The organism is Pseudomonas sp. HC1(2025), assembly GCF_058742075.1.
The window spans coordinates 3,594,618-3,614,555 of sequence record NZ_CP196017.1; the positions used below are offsets into that span (position 1 = coordinate 3,594,618).

Below are 19,938 nucleotides of genomic sequence, written 5' to 3' on the forward strand. Positions count from 1 at the left end.
CCAATACTGGCGTTTCGCCCAGCTGTAACGGCGTGTGTAAGCACTTAAATTTCAGGGCAAATACCTCGTTTACCTGACAGCTTGCCGCGCCTGTCTCTGCCCTTGTGGGCGATTGAGCTGCGGTCCGAACTTTCCTGGCTGGAACCCGTGCATGAACCGTCCCCGACACACCCGGCGCGCTCTGCTGGCAGCACTTTGCCTGATCCCCGTGGCCGCGTTCGCCGCCTGGCAACTGATCCCGCCCGGCCGGGATAAATTTGCCACCCTGCAAGTACACCGGGGCGATATCGAAAGCAGTGTGACCGCCCTCGGCACCCTGCAACCGCGGCGTTACGTGGATGTCGGCGCCCAGGCCTCCGGGCAGATCCGCAAGATTCACGTCGAAGCCGGCGCCCAGGTCAAGGAAGGCGACCTGCTGGTAGAGATCGACCCCGCCACCCAACAAGCCAAGCTCGACGCCACCCGCTACTCCATCGCCAACTTGCAGGCCCAACTGCAGGAACAGCACGCGCAACACCGCCTGGCGCAGCAGAAGTACCAGCGCCAGCAACGCCTGGCCGCCGGTGGCGCCACCCGCGATGAAGACGTGCAAACCGCCCAGGCTGAACTGGATGCTACCCAGGCGCGCATCAATATGTTCAAGGCGCAGATCAGCCAGGCCCAGGCCACGCTGCGGGTTGATCAGGCTGAGTTGGGCTACACGCGCATCTATGCGCCGATCTCCGGCACCGTGGTGGCCGTGGATGCCCGCGAAGGCCAGACCCTCAACAGCCAGCAGCAGACGCCGCTGATCCTGCGCATTGCCAACCTGTCGCCGATGACCGTGTGGGCGGAAGTCTCGGAAGCCGATATCGGCCATGTCAAACCGGGCATGCAGGCCTATTTCACCACCCTGAGCGGTGGCAACCGGCGCTGGACCAGCACCGTGCGCCAGATCCTGCCGGTGCCGCCCAAGCCCCTCAACGAAACCAGCCAGGGCGGCGGCAGCCCCAGCAGTTCGAGCAAGAGCGGCAGCGGCCGGGTGGTGCTGTACACCGTGCTGCTGGATGTGGACAACGCCGACAACGCACTGATGGCGGAAATGACCGCCCAGGTGTTTTTCGTCGCCAGCCGCGTCACCGATGCGCTGACCGCGCCCGTCGCTGCCCTGCAGGGCAGCACCCGCCCCGACATGCAACTGGCCCGCGTGGTGGCCAAGGACGGCAGCATCGAAGACCGTGAGGTGCGGGTGGGTATCAGCGATCGCCTGCGCATCCAGATCCTCGACGGCCTGAACGAAGGCGATCATCTGCTGATCGGCCCCGCCGACAGCAGCGGAGGCTGAATGTTGACGCCGCTGATCGAACTTCGGGACATCCGCAAATCCTACGGGGGCGGTGATGCGCCCCAGGTCGATGTGCTGCGCGGGATCGACCTGTCGATCCATGCCGGGGAATTCGTGGCGATTGTCGGGGCCTCCGGCTCAGGCAAGTCGACCCTGATGAATATCCTCGGCTGCCTCGACCGCCCCACCGTCGGCCAATACCTGTTCGCCGGGGAAAACGTCGCCCAACTGGACACCGACGAACTGGCCTGGCTGCGCCGCGAGGCCTTTGGCTTTGTGTTCCAGGGCTACCACCTGATCCCGTCCGGCTCGGCCCAGGAAAACGTCGAGATGCCGGCGATCTATGCCGGCACACCGGCCGCCGAACGCCACACCCGCGCCGCCGCCCTACTGACCCGCCTGGGGCTGGCCGGGCGCACCGGCAACCGCCCGCACCAGTTGTCCGGCGGCCAGCAGCAACGGGTGTCGATTGCCCGGGCCTTGATGAACGGCGGGCATATCATCCTCGCCGACGAACCTACCGGCGCCCTCGACAGCCATAGCGGCGCCGAGGTCATGACCCTGCTCGACGAACTGGCGAGCCAGGGCCACGTGGTGATCCTGATCACCCACGACCGCGAAGTGGCGGCGCGGGCCAAGCGCATCATTGAGATCCGCGACGGCCTGATCATCAGCGACACCCCCAACACCCACAACCAGCCCGCCACTGAAGCCAACCCCAAGGCCCTGCAAGCGGTGGACCTGCGCCAACGCCTGGCCGACGGCGCCGAGCACAACGGCGCCTGGAAGGCTGAACTGGTGGACGCGGTGCAGGCGGCCTGGCGGGTCATGTGGATCAACCGCTTCCGCACGGCCCTGACCCTGCTGGGGATCATTATCGGCGTGGCCTCGGTGGTGGTGATGCTGGCCGTGGGCGAAGGCAGCAAACGCCAGGTCATGGCGCAGATGGGCGCCTTTGGCTCCAACATCCTGTATGTCAGCGGCTCGGCGCCCAACCCACGTACGCCGCCCGGCATTATCACCATGAACGACGTCGCCGCCATGGCCGCCCTGCCCCAGGTCAAACGAATCATGCCGGTCAATGGCGCGGAGGCCGGGGTGCGTTTCGGCAATGTCGACCACATGGCCTATGTCGGCGGCAACGACACCAACTTCCCGACGATCTTCAACTGGCCAGTGGTCGAGGGCAGCTACTTCACCGAGGCTGACGAACGCGCCGCCGCTACCGTCGCGGTGATCGGCAAACGGGTGCGCGACAAGCTGTTCAAGGACCTGCCCAGCCCTATCGGCCAATACATCCTGATCGAAAACGTGCCGTTCCAGGTGATCGGCGTGCTTGCCGAAAAAGGCGCCAGCTCCGGCGACAAGGACAGCGACGACCGTATCGCCATCCCCTACTCTGCCGCGAGTATTCGCCTGTTCGGCACCTATAACCCTGAATACGTGGTGATTGCCGCCGCCGACGCGCGCAAGGTGCATGAGGCCGAAAAAGCCATCGACCAGTTGCTGCTGCGCCTGCACAACGGCAAGCGGGATTTTGAACTGACCAACAACGCCGCGATGATCCAGGCCGAGGCCCGGACCCAAAACACTCTGTCGCTGATGCTCGGCTCGATTGCCGCCATCTCGCTGCTGGTGGGCGGCATCGGCGTGATGAACATCATGCTGATGACCGTGCGCGAACGCACCCGGGAAATCGGCATCCGCATGGCCACTGGCGCCCGGCAGCGCGACATCCTGCGCCAGTTCCTCACCGAAGCGGTGATGCTCACGGTGGTCGGCGGGGTGGCCGGGATCGGCCTGGCCCTGCTGGTCGGTGGCGCGCTGATCCTCAGCAGCGTGGCCGTCGCCTTCTCGCTGCCCGCAGCCCTGGGCGCCTTCGCCTGCGCGCTGGTCACCGGCGTCATCTTCGGCTTTATGCCGGCCCGCAAAGCAGCCCGGCTCGACCCGGTCACGGCCCTTACCAGTGAATGATCGCCCTATGAAAGCGCACTTGACCCTCGTTGCCGCCAGCCTGCTGCTGGCCGCGTGCAGCAGCCCGGCGCAGCGCCCGGCCAGCGGCCTGCAGCCGCCGCCGGCCTGGGACACGGCAAGCCAGGCCAACGCTCTGCACGTCAACCAGCAATGGTGGAAGGCCTTTGCCAGCCCGCAGCTCGACCAACTGATCGAACAGGCCCGCACCGGCAGCTACGACCTGGCCAGCGCCATGGCCCGGGTGCGCCAGGCCCAGGCCGGCGCCGTGGTGGCCGGCGCGCCGCTGCTGCCCGAACTCAAGGGCGGGCTCAACGCCAACCGCCGGAAACTGCTGCGCGGCAACGGCTACAGCGAACTGGATGCCGACAACAACAATGACGCGGTGGATTATTTCAATGCCAGCCTGACTGCCACCTACGAAATCGACTTCTGGGGCGGCAAGCGCGCCGCTCGCGACAGTGCTGAACTGGCGGTGCGCGCCAGCGAATTCGAGCGCGCCACGGTGGAATTGACCCTGCTCAGCGGCGTGGCCACCACCTACACCCAGCTCCTGGCCCTGCACGAACAACAACGCATCGCCGAGCTCAACCTGGCCAATGCGCAGAACGTGCTCAAGCTGGTACAGACCCGGCATGACGCGGGCTCTGCCACCCAACTGGAACTGGCCCAGCAAAAGAGCCTGGTCGCCGCGCAGCAACGCCAACTGCCCGAGGTACGCCAGCGGACCGAAGCCGCACGGATCAGCCTGGCCGCCCTGCTCGGCCAACCGGTGCAGACGCTGCAACTGACGCCCCAAGCCTTTGAGCAACTGCGCTGGCCAAGCATCGCCGCCGGCGTACCCAGCGACCTGCTCAGCCGCCGCCCGGACATTGCCAGCGCCGAAGCGCAACTGGCGGCCGCCCAGGCCGACATCATCGTCGCCCGCGCCGCCATGCTGCCCAGCGTGACCCTCAGCGCCAACCTGGGCTCGGGCGCCAACCGTGCTGGCGATATGCTGCGCAACCCGTTCTACAACCTCACGGGCGGGCTGATCGCACCGATTTTCAACAACGGCCGCCTCAGCGCCGAACGCGACAAGGCCACGGCACGCCAGGATGAGCTGCTGCAAACCTATCGCGGCGCGATCATCAATGGCTTTGCCGATGTAGAAAAGGCCCTGAGCAGCATTCGCCGACTGGACGAACAGCGCCAGTGGCAGCATGAAGAACTGGACCAGGCACAGACAGCCTTCCGTATCGCCCAGAGCCGCTATGAGGCTGGCGCGGAGGACTTGCTTACCGTACTGGAAACCCAGCGCACGCTGTATGCCGCCCAGGATTTGAACGTGCAACTGCGCCAGGCACGGCTGGGGGCGAGTATTGCGCTGTACAAGGCACTGGGAGGGGGGTGGCAGGCGTCTGGTCTTTAACGATGAGGATCTAATGTGGGAACTGGCTTGCCGGCGATGTTGCCTGCCCCATCGCCATTGCCATCGCCGGCAAGCCAGCGCCTACCGTTTGACGTTGATCGGACAGGTCAAACCGTCCGCTCCCTGACCTTCAAATGCCGCGCATACCACGGCCGCTTCGGCACCTTGCGGAACAAGTCCTGCAACTTGTCATCATCAGCGCCGAAGGTGATGCGCAACGCCAGCTTCATGGTTTCCGGATCCATCTCCACCGTGCGCCCCATCTGCAATCCCGGGGTGGTGCTGCAACCGTGGGTATCCGGCCCCAGCCATGGATCACCCACCTCGACCCAGCGCCCTGGCGCAAACCATGGCACACCGTTGACCTCCAGGCGGCTCAGCTCACCCGGATTAAAGCGCTGATGGGCGCGGAACCAGTCCTCCAGCCGGTCATCGATCCAACCGTGGAAATGCCAGAACACCGGGTTCACATGGGAGGAAAACGGGTCGCCCAAAAAGTCATTTTCAGGCTCATACCACCGCGCCGAAAAATCCGCTGGATCGCGCGCAAAGGGCACCGGTGCGCCGTTGGAAGGGTCGCGCGGCACCGACGCCCAGCGCATGTGCAGCCAATCGTGCAGCCCCAGCTCAACCTCCGAGCCGAACTGGCCCAGGGTCAACCTGGCCAGGTAACGCGGGTCGCGGTACTGCGACTCCCACACCTGGAAGTTGCTGTGATAGGTCTCGCAAGCCTTGATATCACTGACCCACTGGCTGTACTGCTCATCGCCACTGGCCATCCAGGTCGGCGGCAGTGCGAAGCCATCGTGATTGTCAAAGTAGCGCGCGAAGCCCTGGCGATCACGCTCAAGCTCGGGCTGCGGCGGCGGGAAGCGCGGCCAGGACGGCAAGTCCTGCAGGGAGCGCGCCGTACCGAGCATATGCCGATGCATAAAGAAAAAGTCGATACCCGAGCCATTGCGGTCCTTGCGCGGGCCACGGGCGTCGCGCTCTTGGTCCCGTGGCCCGGGCTGCCAACCGATGCCGCGCAGGGCGTTGCGCTTGTCCTCGGGGAGCTTGTGCCACTGGTCCCGCGTGGCGTGCCAGAGCTGGTGGAACAGGCGGTGTTCGGGGGCAATCAACCATGCCAGCAGTGCTGGGTTGAGGCCGATGCGTTCGCGGGCTTCGGGGAACAGCTGTTTGGTGGCGACAAATCGGTTATCCAGCTCCAGCAGCGCCAGGGGCCGGTCGAGATTGAGAATCTGCCCGCTGAGGGTGCCGCTGCCGGCATTGCCGAAGCTGCCCCAGACTTCATCCAGGCGCATCGTCAATTCATAGGCCGGCATGCCGTCCGGCGCGTCGCGGTCGATCAGGCGCCAGTACAACAGCGCCGCGTCGCCCGGCGCCAGGTCACCCAGCACCTGATAGCGCGGCTCGCCCTGCCCACGCAGTTGGCCAGCGGTGTCCAGGTAGCCACGCACGCCACGGCCGCGCGGTGCAATATCAAGAAACAGTTCCAGACCGTCGAGGGGCAAGCCTTGCAGCCCGGCGTCACGCCCTTCCAGGCGCAGGCTCCAGATCCCGCGCAGGCTGTTCGCCAACTGCTGGCCGGCGGTGTCCGCCAGGTCCACCGTGGCTTCCTCGGGAGTGATGGGAAATTCCTCACGCGTCAACTCGCGATGGGCATAAAAGGCAGCAGGTACGGCGGCGCCGGTCAGCGCCAGGCCTGCGATAAACCCTCGTCGAGAAATCGTCATGTTCCTACCTGTGTCAGCCCTGGAGCAGGCTTTATCCAAGCTAGAACGTTTAGCCGGGCGGCAAATTTACTGTAGGGGCCGCGCTTAAATTTCCCGGCCCTGCGCTCGTTCTCCCCAGATAGCAAAGGCCCCTTGCGCCTGCACCTCAAAGGCGAACCGACTGAGATGGCAATGACAAAACCACGTTCGAAAAAGGCTCTATACATCGGCCTGCCCTTGGCCCTGGCCATTGCTGCCGGCGCAGGCCTGGCCTGGGATCACTGGTTTGGCGGCAATGCCGGCTACCCCCTGGAAGTGATCAAGCAGGCCAATGAATTGCAGGACCGCCTGCTGTCGTTCGACAGCCATATCACCGTGCCCCTGGACTTCGGCACCGCCGGCCATGAAGCAGACAAGGACGGCAGCGGCCAGTTCGACCTGGCCAAGGCCAGTCGCGGGCGCCTGTCGGGGGCGGCGCTGACGATTTTCGGCTGGCCCGAGCTGTGGAATGGCCCCAATGCACCACACAAACCCACCGCAGGTTTTGTCGACGAAGCCCGGCACCAGCAAGAGGTGCGCTACAAGATCATCGCCGGCATGGTCCGCGACTTCCCCAACCAGGTGGGCATCGCCTACACCCCGGCCGATTTGCGCCGCCTGCATGGCGAGGGCAAGTTTGCGATTTTTATCAGCATGCTCAACGCCTACCCCCTGGGCAATGATCTGAACCTGCTGGACATGTGGACGGCGCGCGGCATGCGCATGTTCGGCTTCAGCTACATCGGCAACAACAGCTGGGCCGACTCCTCGCGCCCGCTGCCGTTTTTCAATGATTCGCCGGATGCCCTCGGCGGCCTCTCGGCCATCGGCAAGCAAGCAGTGCAGCGCCTGAACGACCTGGGCGTGATCATCGACGTCTCGCAAATGTCGACCACCGCCCTTGAGCAAGTCGCCCAGCTTAGTCGCACCCCCATGGTCGCCTCCCACTCCGCGCCTAGGGCCTCGGTGGATATCCCGCGCAACCTCAGCGACAAAGAACTGCAACTGATCAAGAACAGTGGCGGCGTGGTGCAAGTGGTGGCCTTCGGCGGGTATCTGCGCCCGTTGAGCCAGCCGATCCAGGACAAGCTCAACACCCTGCGCGCGCGTTTCGACCTGCCACCCCTGCCCAACCTGGCGATGGCCCTGATGCCCGGCGACCCGATCATCGCTGCCTGGCCGGAGCAGAAGTTCGGCGAGTACGCCAGCGAGCTCTACGCCATTCTCGAAGAAGAACCCAAGGCCAGCCTCAAGGACCTGGGAGACGCCATTGACTACACCGTGCGCAAGATCGGTATCGACCACGTCGGCATTGCCTCGGACTTCAACGAAGGCGGCGGCGTCAAGGGCTGGAACGATGTCAGTGAAGTGCGCAACGTGACCGCCGAGCTGATCACCCGCGGCTACTCCGAAGCCGATATCGCCAAGTTGTGGGGCGGCAATTTCCTGCGGGTGTGGGAGCAGGTGCAAAAGTCTGCCAAGCCTGGTGTGCTGCCAAGCGAGCAAACGCCATGACCGACCGTCGCACCTTTCTCAAACAGGCCGGCATCCTCGCCGCCAGCCTGCCGCTGGGGACCAGCCTGCACGTGCAGGCGGCTAGCACCAAGGCCCCCGCCGATAAATGGGCCGGCCTGCGCCAACTGTTCGACCAGGATCCAAACTACATCCATTTCTCCAATTTCCTGATCACCTCGCACCCAAGGCCCGTGCGCGAAGCCATCGAGCGCCACCGCGCCGCCCTTGACCGCAACCCCGGCCTGACCATGGACTGGGACCTGCAGGAACCCTGGAAACGCGAAGGCCAGGTGCGTGAATGGGCCGGCCGCTACCTGCAAGCCAAACCCAGCCAGATCGCCCTCACCGGCAGCACCACCGAGGGCCTGGCGATGATCTACGGCGGCATCCACGTGCGCCCCGACCAGGAAATCCTCACCACCGAGCACGAGCACTTTTCCACCGACAGCATCCTCGCATTGCGCACCCAGCGTGACGGCACCCAGGTGCGCAAGATCAAGCTGTTCGCCAACCCCCACCACGTGTCGGTCGATGAAGTGCTGACGGCCATCGAGCGCAACATTCGCCCCAACACCCGAGTACTGGGCATGACCTGGGTGCAGTCGGGCAGCGGCGTGAAGCTGCCGATCGCTGAAATCGGGCAACTGGTCAAGCGCCACAACCAGGGGCGCGAAGAAAAGGATCGGATTCTCTACGTGGTCGATGGCGTGCATGGCTTTGGCGTCGAAGACCTGGCCTTCCCGGACATGCACTGCGACTTCTTTATCGCCGGCACCCATAAATGGATGTTCGGCCCACGGGGCACTGGCCTGGTGTGCGCCGCATCGGAGCAAGTGACCACCCTCACCCCGAGCATGCCGACGTTTTCCGAAGACACCGATTTCGCCACCACCTTCTCCCCCGGCGGCTATCACGCCTTTGAGCATCGCTGGGCGCTGGACGAGGCCTTCAAGCTGCACCTGCAATTGGGCAAGGCCGAGGTTCAGCAGCGCATCCACAGCCTCAACTCCTACCTCAAGGAGCGCTTGCAGGCGCGACCGAACATCGAGCTGGTCACCCCGGCCAACCCGCAGCTGTCGGCCGGTTTCAGCTTCTTCCGGGTCAAGGGCCAGGACAGCGACAAGGTGGCCGCCTACCTGATGCGTAACCGCGTGGTCAGCGACGCGGTGAACCGCGACGTCGGCCCGGTGGTGCGTACCGCGCCGGGCCTGCTCAATACCGAAGATGAGGTCGACCGCTTCCTGGCCCTGCTCGACAAAGCCCTCTGATCCCCTTTTTTCTTGCCCACGAGACGACTCATGAACGATGAACCGCTCACCCCAACGCTGCTCAAGTCCCTGGCGCTGACGGCATTGATCGCCTGCCTGGCACCCTCCGCCCAGGCCGCCACGCCGCCCAAGCCCGGCACCGTGTTCAAGGACTGCAAGAACTGCCCGGAAATGGTGGTGCTGCCCACCGGAACCTTCAAGATGGGCACCCCGGACGATGAAGTCGGCCGCCAGCCCGATGAAGGCCCGATCCATGACGTGACCTTCGCCAAACCCGTGGCCATCAGCCGCTTCCAGGTGTTGGCCGGCGAATGGGACAGCTACCTGCAAGAAACCGGCTACAAAATGCCCGACGGCGACGACCGCCCCGGCCGCAAATGCACGGCTGGCAAGCCCACCTATAAGATAAGCGCCAAACATCCGGCCGTGTGCATGGACTTTGCCGAAGCCCGCGCCTATGTCGCTTGGCTGTCGAAGAAAACCGGCAAGCAGTACCGCATGGTCAGCGAATCCCTGCGCGAGTACGCCGCCCGTGGCGGCACCTCCGGGCCCTTCCCGTTCCCGTTCGACGAGGGCAAGGAATACAGCATCGCCAAGCACGCCAACACCTACGGGCCGGCCGATGGCTACAGCTACACCGCGCCGGCCGGCAGCTATGCGCCCAATGCGTTCGGCGTGTATGACATGCATGGCAACGTCTACGAATGGGTCGAAGACTGTGAAAACGACAGCTACGTGGGAGCGCCCAGCGATGGCAGTGCCTGGCTGACCGGGCAATGCGAGGTGCGGCAGATTCGCGGCAACGACTGGGGCGAGGCGCCGGTGTTTTCCCGCTCCGGCAACCGCAACAACCTCTACCCCAACGTGCGCGGCGACTGGCTGGGCTTTCGCGTGGCACGGGAGCTCTGAGCCTGTGCAACTCGGGACGCGGCTAAATCGCGCCCGGCCCGACTCGTCCTCCTACTATCGGCCTGCCAGCGGTAAACCTTCGCGCGCAGGCCTTCACTTGCCCACAGCACGTAGCCACGTCGCGATCGAGGTAGTTTCATGACCGCAGCACCGCGCAGCGCCATTCGCGAACTCTTGAGCCTGCTCAAGCCCTATCGACGGATTGTCATTTCTTCCATCACCCTGGGCATCGTCGGCGGCCTCAGCGTCACCGCGCTGCTGGCCACGGTCAACCGCGGCCTGCACAGCGCCGACGGCATGGGCACCGGCGTGGTCCTGGCCTTCGCCGGGCTGTGCCTGCTGGCGTTGCTCAGCAGCATCGGCGCCGATATCGGCACCAACTTCGTTGGGCAGAAGGTGATTGCCAAACTGCGCAAGGACCTCGGCGCCAAGGTGCTCGCCGCGCCCATCGAGCAGATCGAGCGCTATCGCACCCACCGCCTGATCCCGGTGCTGACCCATGACGTGGACACCATCAGCGACTTTGCCTTCGCCTTTGCCCCGCTGGCGATTTCGACCACGGTGATCCTGGGCTGCCTGGGCTACCTGGCGGTGCTGTCCTGGCCGATCTTCCTCATGACCCTGCTGGCCATCGGCATTGGTTCGGCGGTGCAGTTCGTGGCCCAGAGCAAAGGCATCAAGGGCTTCTACGCGGCCCGTGACGCCGAAGACAACCTGCAAAAACACTACTCGGCAATTGCCGAGGGCGCCAAGGAACTGCGCATCCATCGCCCACGCCGGCACGCCATGCACACCCGCAATATCCAGGGCACCGCCGACCATATCTGCGACACCCATATCCGCTCGATCAATATTTTTGTGATCGCCAAGAGCCTGGGCTCGATGCTGTTTTTCGTGGTCATCGGCCTGGCGCTGACCCTGCAACAGTTCTGGCCCAGCTCGGACCCGGCGGTGATGAGCGGCTTTGTCCTGGTGCTGCTGTACATGAAAGGCCCGCTGGAAAACCTGATCGGCAACCTGCCGATCATCAGCCGCGCACAAATCGCCTTCCGGCGCATTGCCGACCTGTCGGAGCGCTTCTCCTCGCCGGAACCGCACCTGCTGCTCGATGACGCCGACAAAAGCGTGCCGGTGATGAAGCACCTGGAACTGCGCAACGTGCAGTACGCCTTCCCGCCCGTGGAAGGCAGCGAGCCATTCAAGCTGGGGCCGGTCAACCTGAGCATCGAGCCTGGGGAAATCCTGTTTATCGTCGGCGAAAACGGCTGCGGCAAGACCACCCTGATCAAGCTGCTGCTGGGCCTGTACACCCCGCACCAAGGCGAAATCCGCCTCAACGGCCTGCCCGTGGACGCCCTGGGCCTGGACGACTACCGCCAGATGTTCACCACGATCTTTGCCGACTACTTCCTGTTCGACGACCTGGTGCAGAACGACAAGGCCCTGCCCGACGACGCCACCCAATACCTGGAGCGCCTGGAGATCGCGCACAAGGTCAGCGTGCGCGATGGCGCGTTCACCACCACCGACCTGTCCACCGGGCAACGCAAGCGCCTGGCCCTGGTCAACGCCTGGCTCGATGAGCGTCCGGTGCTGGTATTTGACGAGTGGGCGGCCGACCAGGACCCGACCTTCCGACGGATTTTCTACACCGAGCTGCTGCCGGACCTCAAGCGCCTGGGCAAGACCATCATCGTCATCTCCCACGACGACCGTTACTTCGACGTCGCCGACCAGTTGGTACGCATGCAGGCCGGTCGCGTCATCAGCGAAAAAGCCTGCGCCTGACCTCCCTCCCCCAGGAGCCGGCGTGCCGGCGATGGCTGCCTCAAGGCATGCGATGAAGCCACGAGCCTCATCGCCGGCAAGCCGGCTCCTACAACGCCTCCCGCCGGCTATTGCGCCTAAATCTGATCGATCGAACTTCGTCTTCCTGACACAGCTTATTTCCTCTGCCGACGGCGACGAGATCGATCATGAACCAATTGAACCAACTTCCCGACGACGACCTGCTGGCCCTGTTGCTGGCCGATGAAGCCGGCGCCGGGCAGTCCATCCAGAGCCTCGCCGGGCATGACCCGGTACCGCTGTCGTTCGCCCAGCAGCGCCTGTGGTTCCTGCAACAGTTCGATCCCCAGAGCCATGCTTACAACCTGCCACGGGCGATTGCCCTCAAGGGCCCGGTAGACGCGCGCGCCCTGGAAGCAGCGCTGAACCGGGTGATCGACCGCCACGATATCCTGCGCACCGCCTTTCGCGACACCGACGGCACGCCGCTGCAAGTCATCGAGCATGATGCGCGGCTGACCCTGCTGGAAGAGGACCTGAGCGCCCTGGACAGCCAGCAGCGCGACCTGCTGCTGCAACAGCGTATCCGCCAGCACGCCACCCAACCCTTCGACCTGCGCCAGGCGCCGCTGATTCGCAGCAGCCTGCTCAAACGGGCCGAGCAGGACTACGTGCTGCTGCTCAACATGCACCACATTGTCTCGGACGCCTGGTCCAACCCGATCCTGATCCACGACCTGGCCAGCGCCCTCGGCCAACCGGGCCAGGCCCTGCCGCGCCCGGCCATCCAGTACGCCGACTACGCCCAATGGCAGCGCCAGGACTACCCGCAGACGCCGCAACACAGCGCAGCCGCGCAGTATTGGAAAGCCTGCCTGGGCGACGAAATCCCCACCCTGGAGCTGCCTCGCGAGCGCCTGGAAAAGCCCGCCGGTGCCGGCCATCATCGGCACGCGTTGCCCGCCCACCTGAGCGAGCGCCTCCAGACCTTTTGCCAGCAACAGGGCCTGACGCCTTTCGTGGTGCTCCTGGGTGCCTGGCAGTTGCTGTTGGGGCGCTACAGCGGCCAGGTCGATTTCACCGTCGGCGTGCCCAACGCCACCCGTAACCAGGCGCAGATCCAGGACCTGGTGGGCTTTTTTGTCAGCAGCCAGGTGTATCGCGCGCGGCTGGCGCCCGAGCAAACCTGCAGCGCGTTCCTCCAGGGCCTGCGCCAGCAGTCCCTGGCCGCCCTGGAACATGCCGACTACCCCATCGAGCTGATCCTCGAAGACCTGCACCTGCAACGCAGCCCCCAGGCCAACCCGCTGTTCCAGACCCTGTTCAACTGGCGCGTCGGCGCCGCGCAGGAGGAGGCCCTGCACCTGGGCCCGCTGGAGCTGAGGTTTATGGACAGCCACCCGCTGCAGGCCAAGTTCGACCTGTCGCTGGACGTGGAATACAGCCAGCAGCAGATCACCGCGCATTTTGAATACGACGCCGCTTGCTTGCGTCCGGCGACCGTCGCCACCCTGGCCGGGCACTGGCAGAACCTGTTGCAGGGCATGATCGAGCAGCCCCAAGCCCTGATCGGCGAACTGCCGATGCTCAGCGACCAAGAGCGCGGGCAGCAATTGGCGCAGTGCAATGCCACGGCCGTCGACTACCCCGACGCAGCGCCTGTGCACGTGTTGGTCGCCAAGCAAGCCGAACGCCAGCCACAGGCTGTCGCCGTGGTGTTCGGCGACCAGCAACTGACCCTGGACCAGCTCAATCGCCGCGCCAACCAACTGGCCCACAAACTGCTGGAACTGGGCGTCGGCCCCAACGTCTGCGTGGGCCTTGGCCTTGAACGCAGCCTGGAGATGGTCATCGCCCTGCTGGCCGTGCTCAAGGCCGGCGGCGCCTATGTGCCGCTGGACCCGGCCTACCCCGCCGAACGCCTGGCCTACATGATCAACGACAGCGGCATCGGCCTGCTGCTGAGCCAAAGCAGCCTGGCATTGCCCGCCCCTGACAGCCTGCCGTCCCTGAGCCTGGACCAGGACAGCGACTGGCTGGAAGGCTATGACAGCGCCAACCCCCAGGTAACGGTCAGCGCCGACAACCTGGCCTACATGATCTACACCTCCGGTTCCACCGGGCAGCCCAAGGGCGTGCAAGTGCGTCATGGCGCCCTGACCAACCATATGCTGTGGATGCAGGGCGAACTGGGCCTGAGCGCTGCGGACCGGGTCTTGCAAAAAACCGCCTTTAGCTTCGACGCCTCGGTGTGGGAGTTCTGGCTGCCATTGCTCAACGGTGCGCAGTTGGTCCTGGCTTCCAGCGAGCTGGCCGAAGACCTGTCAGTGCTGTGGTCGCAAGTAGCCGCCCAGCGCATCAGCGTGCTGCAAATGGCGCCTTCCCTGCTGCAAGCCTTGCTCGCCGATGAGCAGGGCGCACAGATGCAATCCCTGCGCCTGCTGCTGCTCGGCGGCGAAGCCCTCGGCACCCCGCTGGTCGCACAATTGCGCGAACGCTGGAACGGCCGCCTGTGCAACCTTTACGGCCCAACCGAAGCCACCATCGACAGCACCTTCTTTGATGTCGAGAGTTTGCCCGAGGGCGCCATTGCCCCTATCGGCCGCCCCATCGCCAACGTGCGCACCTACCTGCTGGACCACGACCTGCAACTGTGCCCCATGGGCACCAGCGCCGAACTGCTGATCGGCGGCGACTCCCTGGCGCAGGGCTACCACCAGCGCCCGGGGCTGACCGCCGAACGCTTTATTCCCGATCCGTTCGCAGGCAACGGCGCGCGCCTGTATCGCAGCGGCGACCTGGCCCGCTACCGCGCCGATGGGGTCATCGACTACATCGGGCGCATCGACCATCAGGTCAAAATCCGCGGCCTGCGTATCGAACTGGGGGAAATTGAAGCGCAACTGCTGCAACACGAGGCGGTGCGCGAAGCCGTGGTCATCGCCCACCCAACCCTGGGCGGCGCGCAGTTAGTGGGCTACGTGGTGCCGACAGCGCTGGCAACGGACACTGCCCGCCAGGACGCCTTGCGCGAGGCCCTCAAGGCCCACCTCGGCGAACACCTGCCGGACTACATGGTCCCCGGCCACCTGCTGATCCTCGCGCAACTGCCCTTGACCCCCAACGGCAAACTCGACCGCAAGGCCCTGCCCGCCCCCAACGCGAGCCAGGCCCTGCACGCCTACGTAGCCCCGCAGAACGAAGTGCAACAGCGTATCGCCAGCATCTGGCAAGACGTACTCAAGCTGGAAAAAATCGGCCTGAACGACAACTTCTTCGAACTGGGCGGCGACTCGATCATCTCCATCCAGGTCGTCAGCCGCGCGCGCCAGGCCGGTATCCACTTCACCCCCAAGGACCTGTTCCAGCACCAGACCATCCAGGGCCTAGCCAGCGTGGCAAAAAACCACGGCCAGGGCCTCGCAATCGATCAGGGCCCGGTCACAGGCCCAGCCCCGCTGCTGCCGATCCAACACCTGTTCTTCGACACCGACATCCCCGAGCGTCACCACTGGAACCAATCGGTCCTGCTCAAACCCGCCACCCCGCTGGACCCGCACCTGCTGGAACAGACCCTCAACGCCCTGATCCACCACCACGACGCCCTGCGCCTGAATTTCACCCAGGCTGAACACGGCTGGCACGCCGAATACCGCCCGAGCACAACCTCGGTGCTATGGCAAACCCGCATCGACGACACCACACAGTTGCACTCGGTGGGCGACGAAGCCCAACGCAGCCTCAACCTGCAAGACGGGCCGTTGCTTAGAGCGGTGCTGGTCAGCCTGGGGGACGGTAGCCAGCGTTTGCTGCTGGCTATTCATCACCTGGTGGTGGACGGCGTGTCGTGGCGGATTTTGTTTGATGATTTGCAGACCGTGTACCGGCAGGTAGAGGCGGGTAAGGCGATTGAATTGCCGGAGAAGACCAGCGCTTATAAGGCGTGGGGGGAGAAGTTGCGGGGGTATGGGTTGAGTGCGCAGTTGCAACCCGAACTGGCCTACTGGGAACGGCAACTGGAGACTGCCAGCCACGACCTGCCGCAAGCCAATCCTGAAGGCAAGCAACGGCACAGCCAGGCGACGACTGTCGATATTCAACTGAGCAGAACCCTGACCCAACAACTGCTGCAAGTCGCGCCCGCGGCCTACCGCACGCAAATCAATGATCTACTGCTGACTGCCCTGACCCGTGCGGTCAGCCAATGGACCGCGCGCGACAACGTCCTGATCCAACTGGAAAGCCACGGCCGCGAAGCCCTGTTCGATGATATCGACCTGACTCGCACCGTCGGCTGGTTCACCAGCCTGTACCCGGTCAAGTTGACCGCCCATCAGGACTTGGGCGAAGCAATCAAACAGGTCAAGGAGCAACTGCGGGCCATTCCTGACAAAGGCATTGGGTTTGGCGTTCTTCGCTACCTGGGCGACGCCCAGACTCGGGAACGCCTCGGCGCATTGCCCGTGCCGCGCATTACCTTTAATTACCTGGGCCAGTTCGACGGTAGTTTCGACAGTGCCGACGGCGCGCTGTTTGTTCCCACTGGCGAGGAACGTGGTGCCGAAAAAAGCGCCGAAACGCCTTTGGGTAACTGGCTGACCATCAATAGCCAGGTCTATGACAACCAATTGAGCATGGGCTGGACCTTCAGCCATGAAGTCTTCCCTGTCGAGGCTATCCAGAACCTCGCCAACAACTGCCTGCTCGCGCTCGAGCAGTTGATCACGTATTGCTGCGATACCAATCATCAAGGTGCAACCCCCTCGGACTTTCCATTGGCCGGGTTGAGCCAGGCACAACTGGACACTCTGAGCATTCCAGTCCAGCAGATCGAAGACATCTACCCGTTGTCGCCCATGCAGGAAGGCTTGCTGGTGCACACGCTGCTGGAAAAAAACTCCGGCATTTACTTCATGCAAGAGTGCTACACCATCAAGGAAACGCTGGACTATCCACACTTCGAGGCGGCCTGGCAGCAGGTGGTGCAACGCTATGAAGCGATTCGGGCGTCATTCCTGTGGAATACCGGCGGTACGCTTTTGCAAGTCATCCACAAAAACAGCAGCGTGCAGGTCGAACGCGTGGACTTGAGCCATGTGCCAATGGATCGGGTGCAGGCGCAAATCGAACACCTGCTCAAGGTAGAGCGGGAAACCGGCTTCGATCTCGCCTTGCAGCCTCCGATCCGCTTCAAGCTGATCCTGCTGGCCGACCAGTCCCACCGGTTTGTCATGAGCAACCACCATATCCTGCTGGATGCCTGGTGCCGCTCGTTGTTGATGTCGGACTTCTTCGAGATCTACCATGCCAGGTTGGCAGGCAAGCCCTGTGAGCTGGCCACGCCCTACCGCTTCCGCGACTTTATCCAATGGTTGCAACACCAGGATCGCACGGCCGCCACGACGTTCTGGCAAGACCAACTGGCAGGCTTGGAACACACCACGTCACTCCCGGTGGATCATCCGCAAGTGGCTGCGCACTCGGTGTCGGTGATTGGCGACAATTACACCTGGCTCAGCCAGCAAGACAGTACTGCGCTGCAAGAGGCCGCGACACGCTACCACCTCACCCTCAACACCTTCGTCCAGGCGGCCTGGGCCTTGACCCTGCATAACCACAGCCGCTCGCGGGACGTGGTGTTCGGTGTCACGGTCTCCGGCCGCCCAGCGCATATTCCCGAGATGCAAAATACCGTGGGGCTGTTTATCAACAGCGTACCGTTGCGGGTCGCTATCCCTACCCCGGACAGTCAACTCAGCACCCTCGCCTGGCTGCAAAGCATCCTGCACAAGAACGTGTCGCTGCGTGAATATGACTACCTGCCCCTGGTCAACATCCAGGAGTGCAGCGAGATCCTCAAAGGCCAGCCGCTGTTCAACAGCCTGTTCGTCTACGAGAACGCGCCGATGGAAGACTCCGTCGGCCAGGACGCCCAGGACATGGGGGTGATCTCCGAATCCTCACGGACTCACACCAACTACCCGGTGACCGTGGTGGTCTACCCGAGCGACAAGGTGGGCCTGCACCTGTCCTACGACACCCGTTTCTTTGAACGCTCGACCATGGACAGCCTGTTGGAGGAGTTCAAGCAATGGCTGGTCGCCCTGCGTCATCACTTGCATCAGCCGTTAGCCCAGATCACGCTGCTTGATCCCACGCGCCTGGGCGACTGGGTCCTTGAACACAACCAATCGCAGGTACCCCACGACCTGCAGCGCTCGTTCGTCGAACAGTTCGAGCACCATGTCGATGCCAGCCCACAGCGTGTAGCGGCCATGTGCCGGGACCGCAGCTGGACCTACGAGCAACTTGACCACCACGCCAACAGCCTCGGCCACCGTTTGATTGAGCGCGGCGTGGGCCTGGACCAACCCGTGGCATTGCTGGCAGATCGTGACCTGGAACTACTGGCGATGATTGTCGGCACCTTCAAGGCCGGTGCCGGCTACCTGCCGCTGGATCCGAGCCATCCTGCCGAGCGGATCAAGAACATCCTGCGCCTGAGCAAGACACCGCTGCTGGTCTGCACGGCCAAGTACCGTGAGCACGCCCAGACGCTGCTTGCCGAACTGGCCGCCAGCGCTCCCGGTCATACCGTGGGCCTGCTGGTCTGGGAAGATCTGCCACCCAAGCACGCCAACCAGCAACGTCCTGGGCGCTACAGCGGCCCGAACAACCTGGCCTATGTGATTTTTACCTCGGGCTCCACCGGGCAACCAAAAGGGGTCATGGTGGAACAGGCCGGCATGCTCAATAACCAGTTGAGCAAAGTGCCGTACCTGCAACTGACCGACCAGGACATCGTTGCCCAGACTGCTTCCCAGTCATTCGATATTTCTGTCTGGCAGTTCCTCACCGCACTGCTGTGCGGCGCCCAGGTGTGTATTTTTGCCGACGATATTTCGAAGAACCCACAGGCACTGCTCACACAGGTTAAAGAGCAACGCATCACCGTACTGGAAATTGTCCCGGCGCTGATCCAGGCGCTGCTGACCGAACAACACAGCGACCTTCCCGACCTGCGCTGGCTACTGCCGACGGGCGAAGCGCTGCCAGCAGAAACCGCTGCCGACTGGCTGGCACGTTACCCAGCGATCAAGCTGATCAACGCCTACGGCCCGGCTGAATGCTCTGATGATGTGGCGTTCTACGACATTGACCCGGCCTCGACTCAACGCACCTACATCCCGATCGGTTACCCAACCGACAACAATCGCCTGTATGTGCTGGACGACGACCTGTCGCCGATCCCCACCGGGGCAACGGGTGAAATCTGCATTGCCGGCGTCGGCGTAGGGCGCGGCTACTGTGGCGACCCGGTACGCACCGCCACCAGCTTTGTGCCCAACCCCTTTGCCCTAGTGCCGGGGGAGCGCCTGTACAAAAGCGGTGACCTGGCGCGCCGACGCAAGGAAGACGGCGCCCTGGAGTACCTGGGGCGTGTGGACCAGCAGGTAAAAATCCACGGATTCCGTATCGAACTGGGAGAGATCGAGGCGCAAATCGCGCTGTTCCCCGGGGTTCGCGAAGCGGCCGTACTGGTCGGCGAGAACCCGCTGGGCAAGCAGTTGATTGCCTATCTGACCCTGGAAGAAGGTGACACTCACTCAGGCATCGATGCGCTGCGGGCCTTCCTCAAGGCCCGCCTGCCGGCCTACATGATTCCTGCCCAGGTGCATGTGCTGGAGCAGATGCCACGCAACCCCAACGGCAAGCTCGACCGCAAGGCTCTGGCCTGCGTAGACGTGCAAAGCGAAGCCCAGGAACACCGTGAACCGCAAAGCGGGTTGCAGAGCGACATTGCCGATATCTGGCGAGCCGTGCTGAAAACCCAGCGTATTGGCCTGGATGACAACTTCTTTGCCCTGGGCGGCAACTCGTTGCTGGCCACTCAGGTGACATCCCGAGTGCACCTGAACCTGGGGATCGAGGCGCCACTGGCGACGATTTTCGAAAGTGCCTCGCTGCAAGACTATGCATCCCGTATCGAACCCGCTG

Annotated in this window: 8 protein-coding genes and 2 pseudogenes; 9 read left to right on the forward strand and 1 reads right to left on the reverse strand. The window is 63.8% G+C overall.

Going from position 1 to position 19,938, the window contains the following annotated elements; translation table 11 throughout:
- The first annotated feature begins 151 nt into the window (after positions 1–151).
- Genes ACSSVH_RS15995 through ACSSVH_RS16005 form a run of 3 tightly spaced genes read left to right on the forward strand, consistent with a single transcriptional unit; the run spans position 152 to position 4,706 of the window.
- Positions 152–1,324, forward strand: coding sequence for an efflux RND transporter periplasmic adaptor subunit (locus tag ACSSVH_RS15995; protein ID WP_432754366.1), 1,173 nt, complete (start codon positions 152–154; stop codon positions 1,322–1,324).
- Positions 1,325–3,298, forward strand: coding sequence for a MacB family efflux pump subunit (locus ACSSVH_RS16000; protein ID WP_492633455.1), 1,974 nt, complete (start codon positions 1,325–1,327; stop codon positions 3,296–3,298).
- 7 nt (positions 3,299–3,305) lie between these two features.
- Positions 3,306–4,706 (forward strand): efflux transporter outer membrane subunit, encoded by a 1,401-nt coding sequence (locus tag ACSSVH_RS16005; protein WP_169954761.1) that lies wholly within the window; start codon positions 3,306–3,308, stop codon positions 4,704–4,706.
- Between the two features lie 107 nt (positions 4,707–4,813).
- On the opposite strand, the gene pvdP is transcribed toward ACSSVH_RS16005, so the two are convergent.
- Positions 4,814–6,442: a pyoverdine maturation tyrosinase PvdP gene (gene pvdP / locus ACSSVH_RS16010; RefSeq protein WP_492633456.1), complete on the reverse strand. Its 1,629-nt coding sequence runs from the start codon at positions 6,440–6,442 to the stop codon at positions 4,814–4,816.
- A gap of 171 nt (positions 6,443–6,613) precedes the next feature.
- On the opposite strand from pvdP, the gene pvdM reads away from it, so the two are divergent.
- The 6 genes and pseudogenes from pvdM to ACSSVH_RS16040 form a co-directional block, all read left to right on the forward strand.
- Positions 6,614–7,975, forward strand: coding sequence for a pyoverdine-tailoring dipeptidase-like protein PvdM (gene pvdM, locus ACSSVH_RS16015; RefSeq protein WP_169954763.1), 1,362 nt, complete (start codon positions 6,614–6,616; stop codon positions 7,973–7,975).
- The gene (pvdN, locus tag ACSSVH_RS16020) at positions 7,972–9,243 is read left to right on the forward strand and encodes a pyoverdine-tailoring periplasmic protein PvdN (protein ID WP_170043717.1); all 1,272 of its coding nucleotides are present in this window, start codon (positions 7,972–7,974) and stop codon (positions 9,241–9,243) included. Before pvdM ends, pvdN begins: the two co-directional genes overlap by 4 nt.
- 30 nt (positions 9,244–9,273) lie before the next feature.
- Complete coding sequence (pvdO, locus tag ACSSVH_RS16025) at positions 9,274–10,152, forward strand: dihydropyoverdine dehydrogenase (protein WP_169954765.1); 879 nt, start codon at positions 9,274–9,276, stop codon at positions 10,150–10,152.
- Positions 10,153–10,290: 138 nt separating this feature from the next.
- The gene (locus ACSSVH_RS16030) at positions 10,291–11,940 is read left to right on the forward strand and encodes a cyclic peptide export ABC transporter (RefSeq protein WP_492633457.1); all 1,650 of its coding nucleotides are present in this window, start codon (positions 10,291–10,293) and stop codon (positions 11,938–11,940) included.
- A gap of 188 nt (positions 11,941–12,128) precedes the next feature.
- A pseudogene (locus ACSSVH_RS16035) lies at positions 12,129–16,739 on the forward strand (amino acid adenylation domain-containing protein); the annotation flags it as partial.
- Positions 16,725–19,931, forward strand: a pseudogene (locus ACSSVH_RS16040) (amino acid adenylation domain-containing protein); the annotation flags it as partial. The pseudogenes ACSSVH_RS16035 and ACSSVH_RS16040, both read left to right, overlap by 15 nt.
- Positions 19,932–19,938 lie beyond the last annotated feature (7 nt).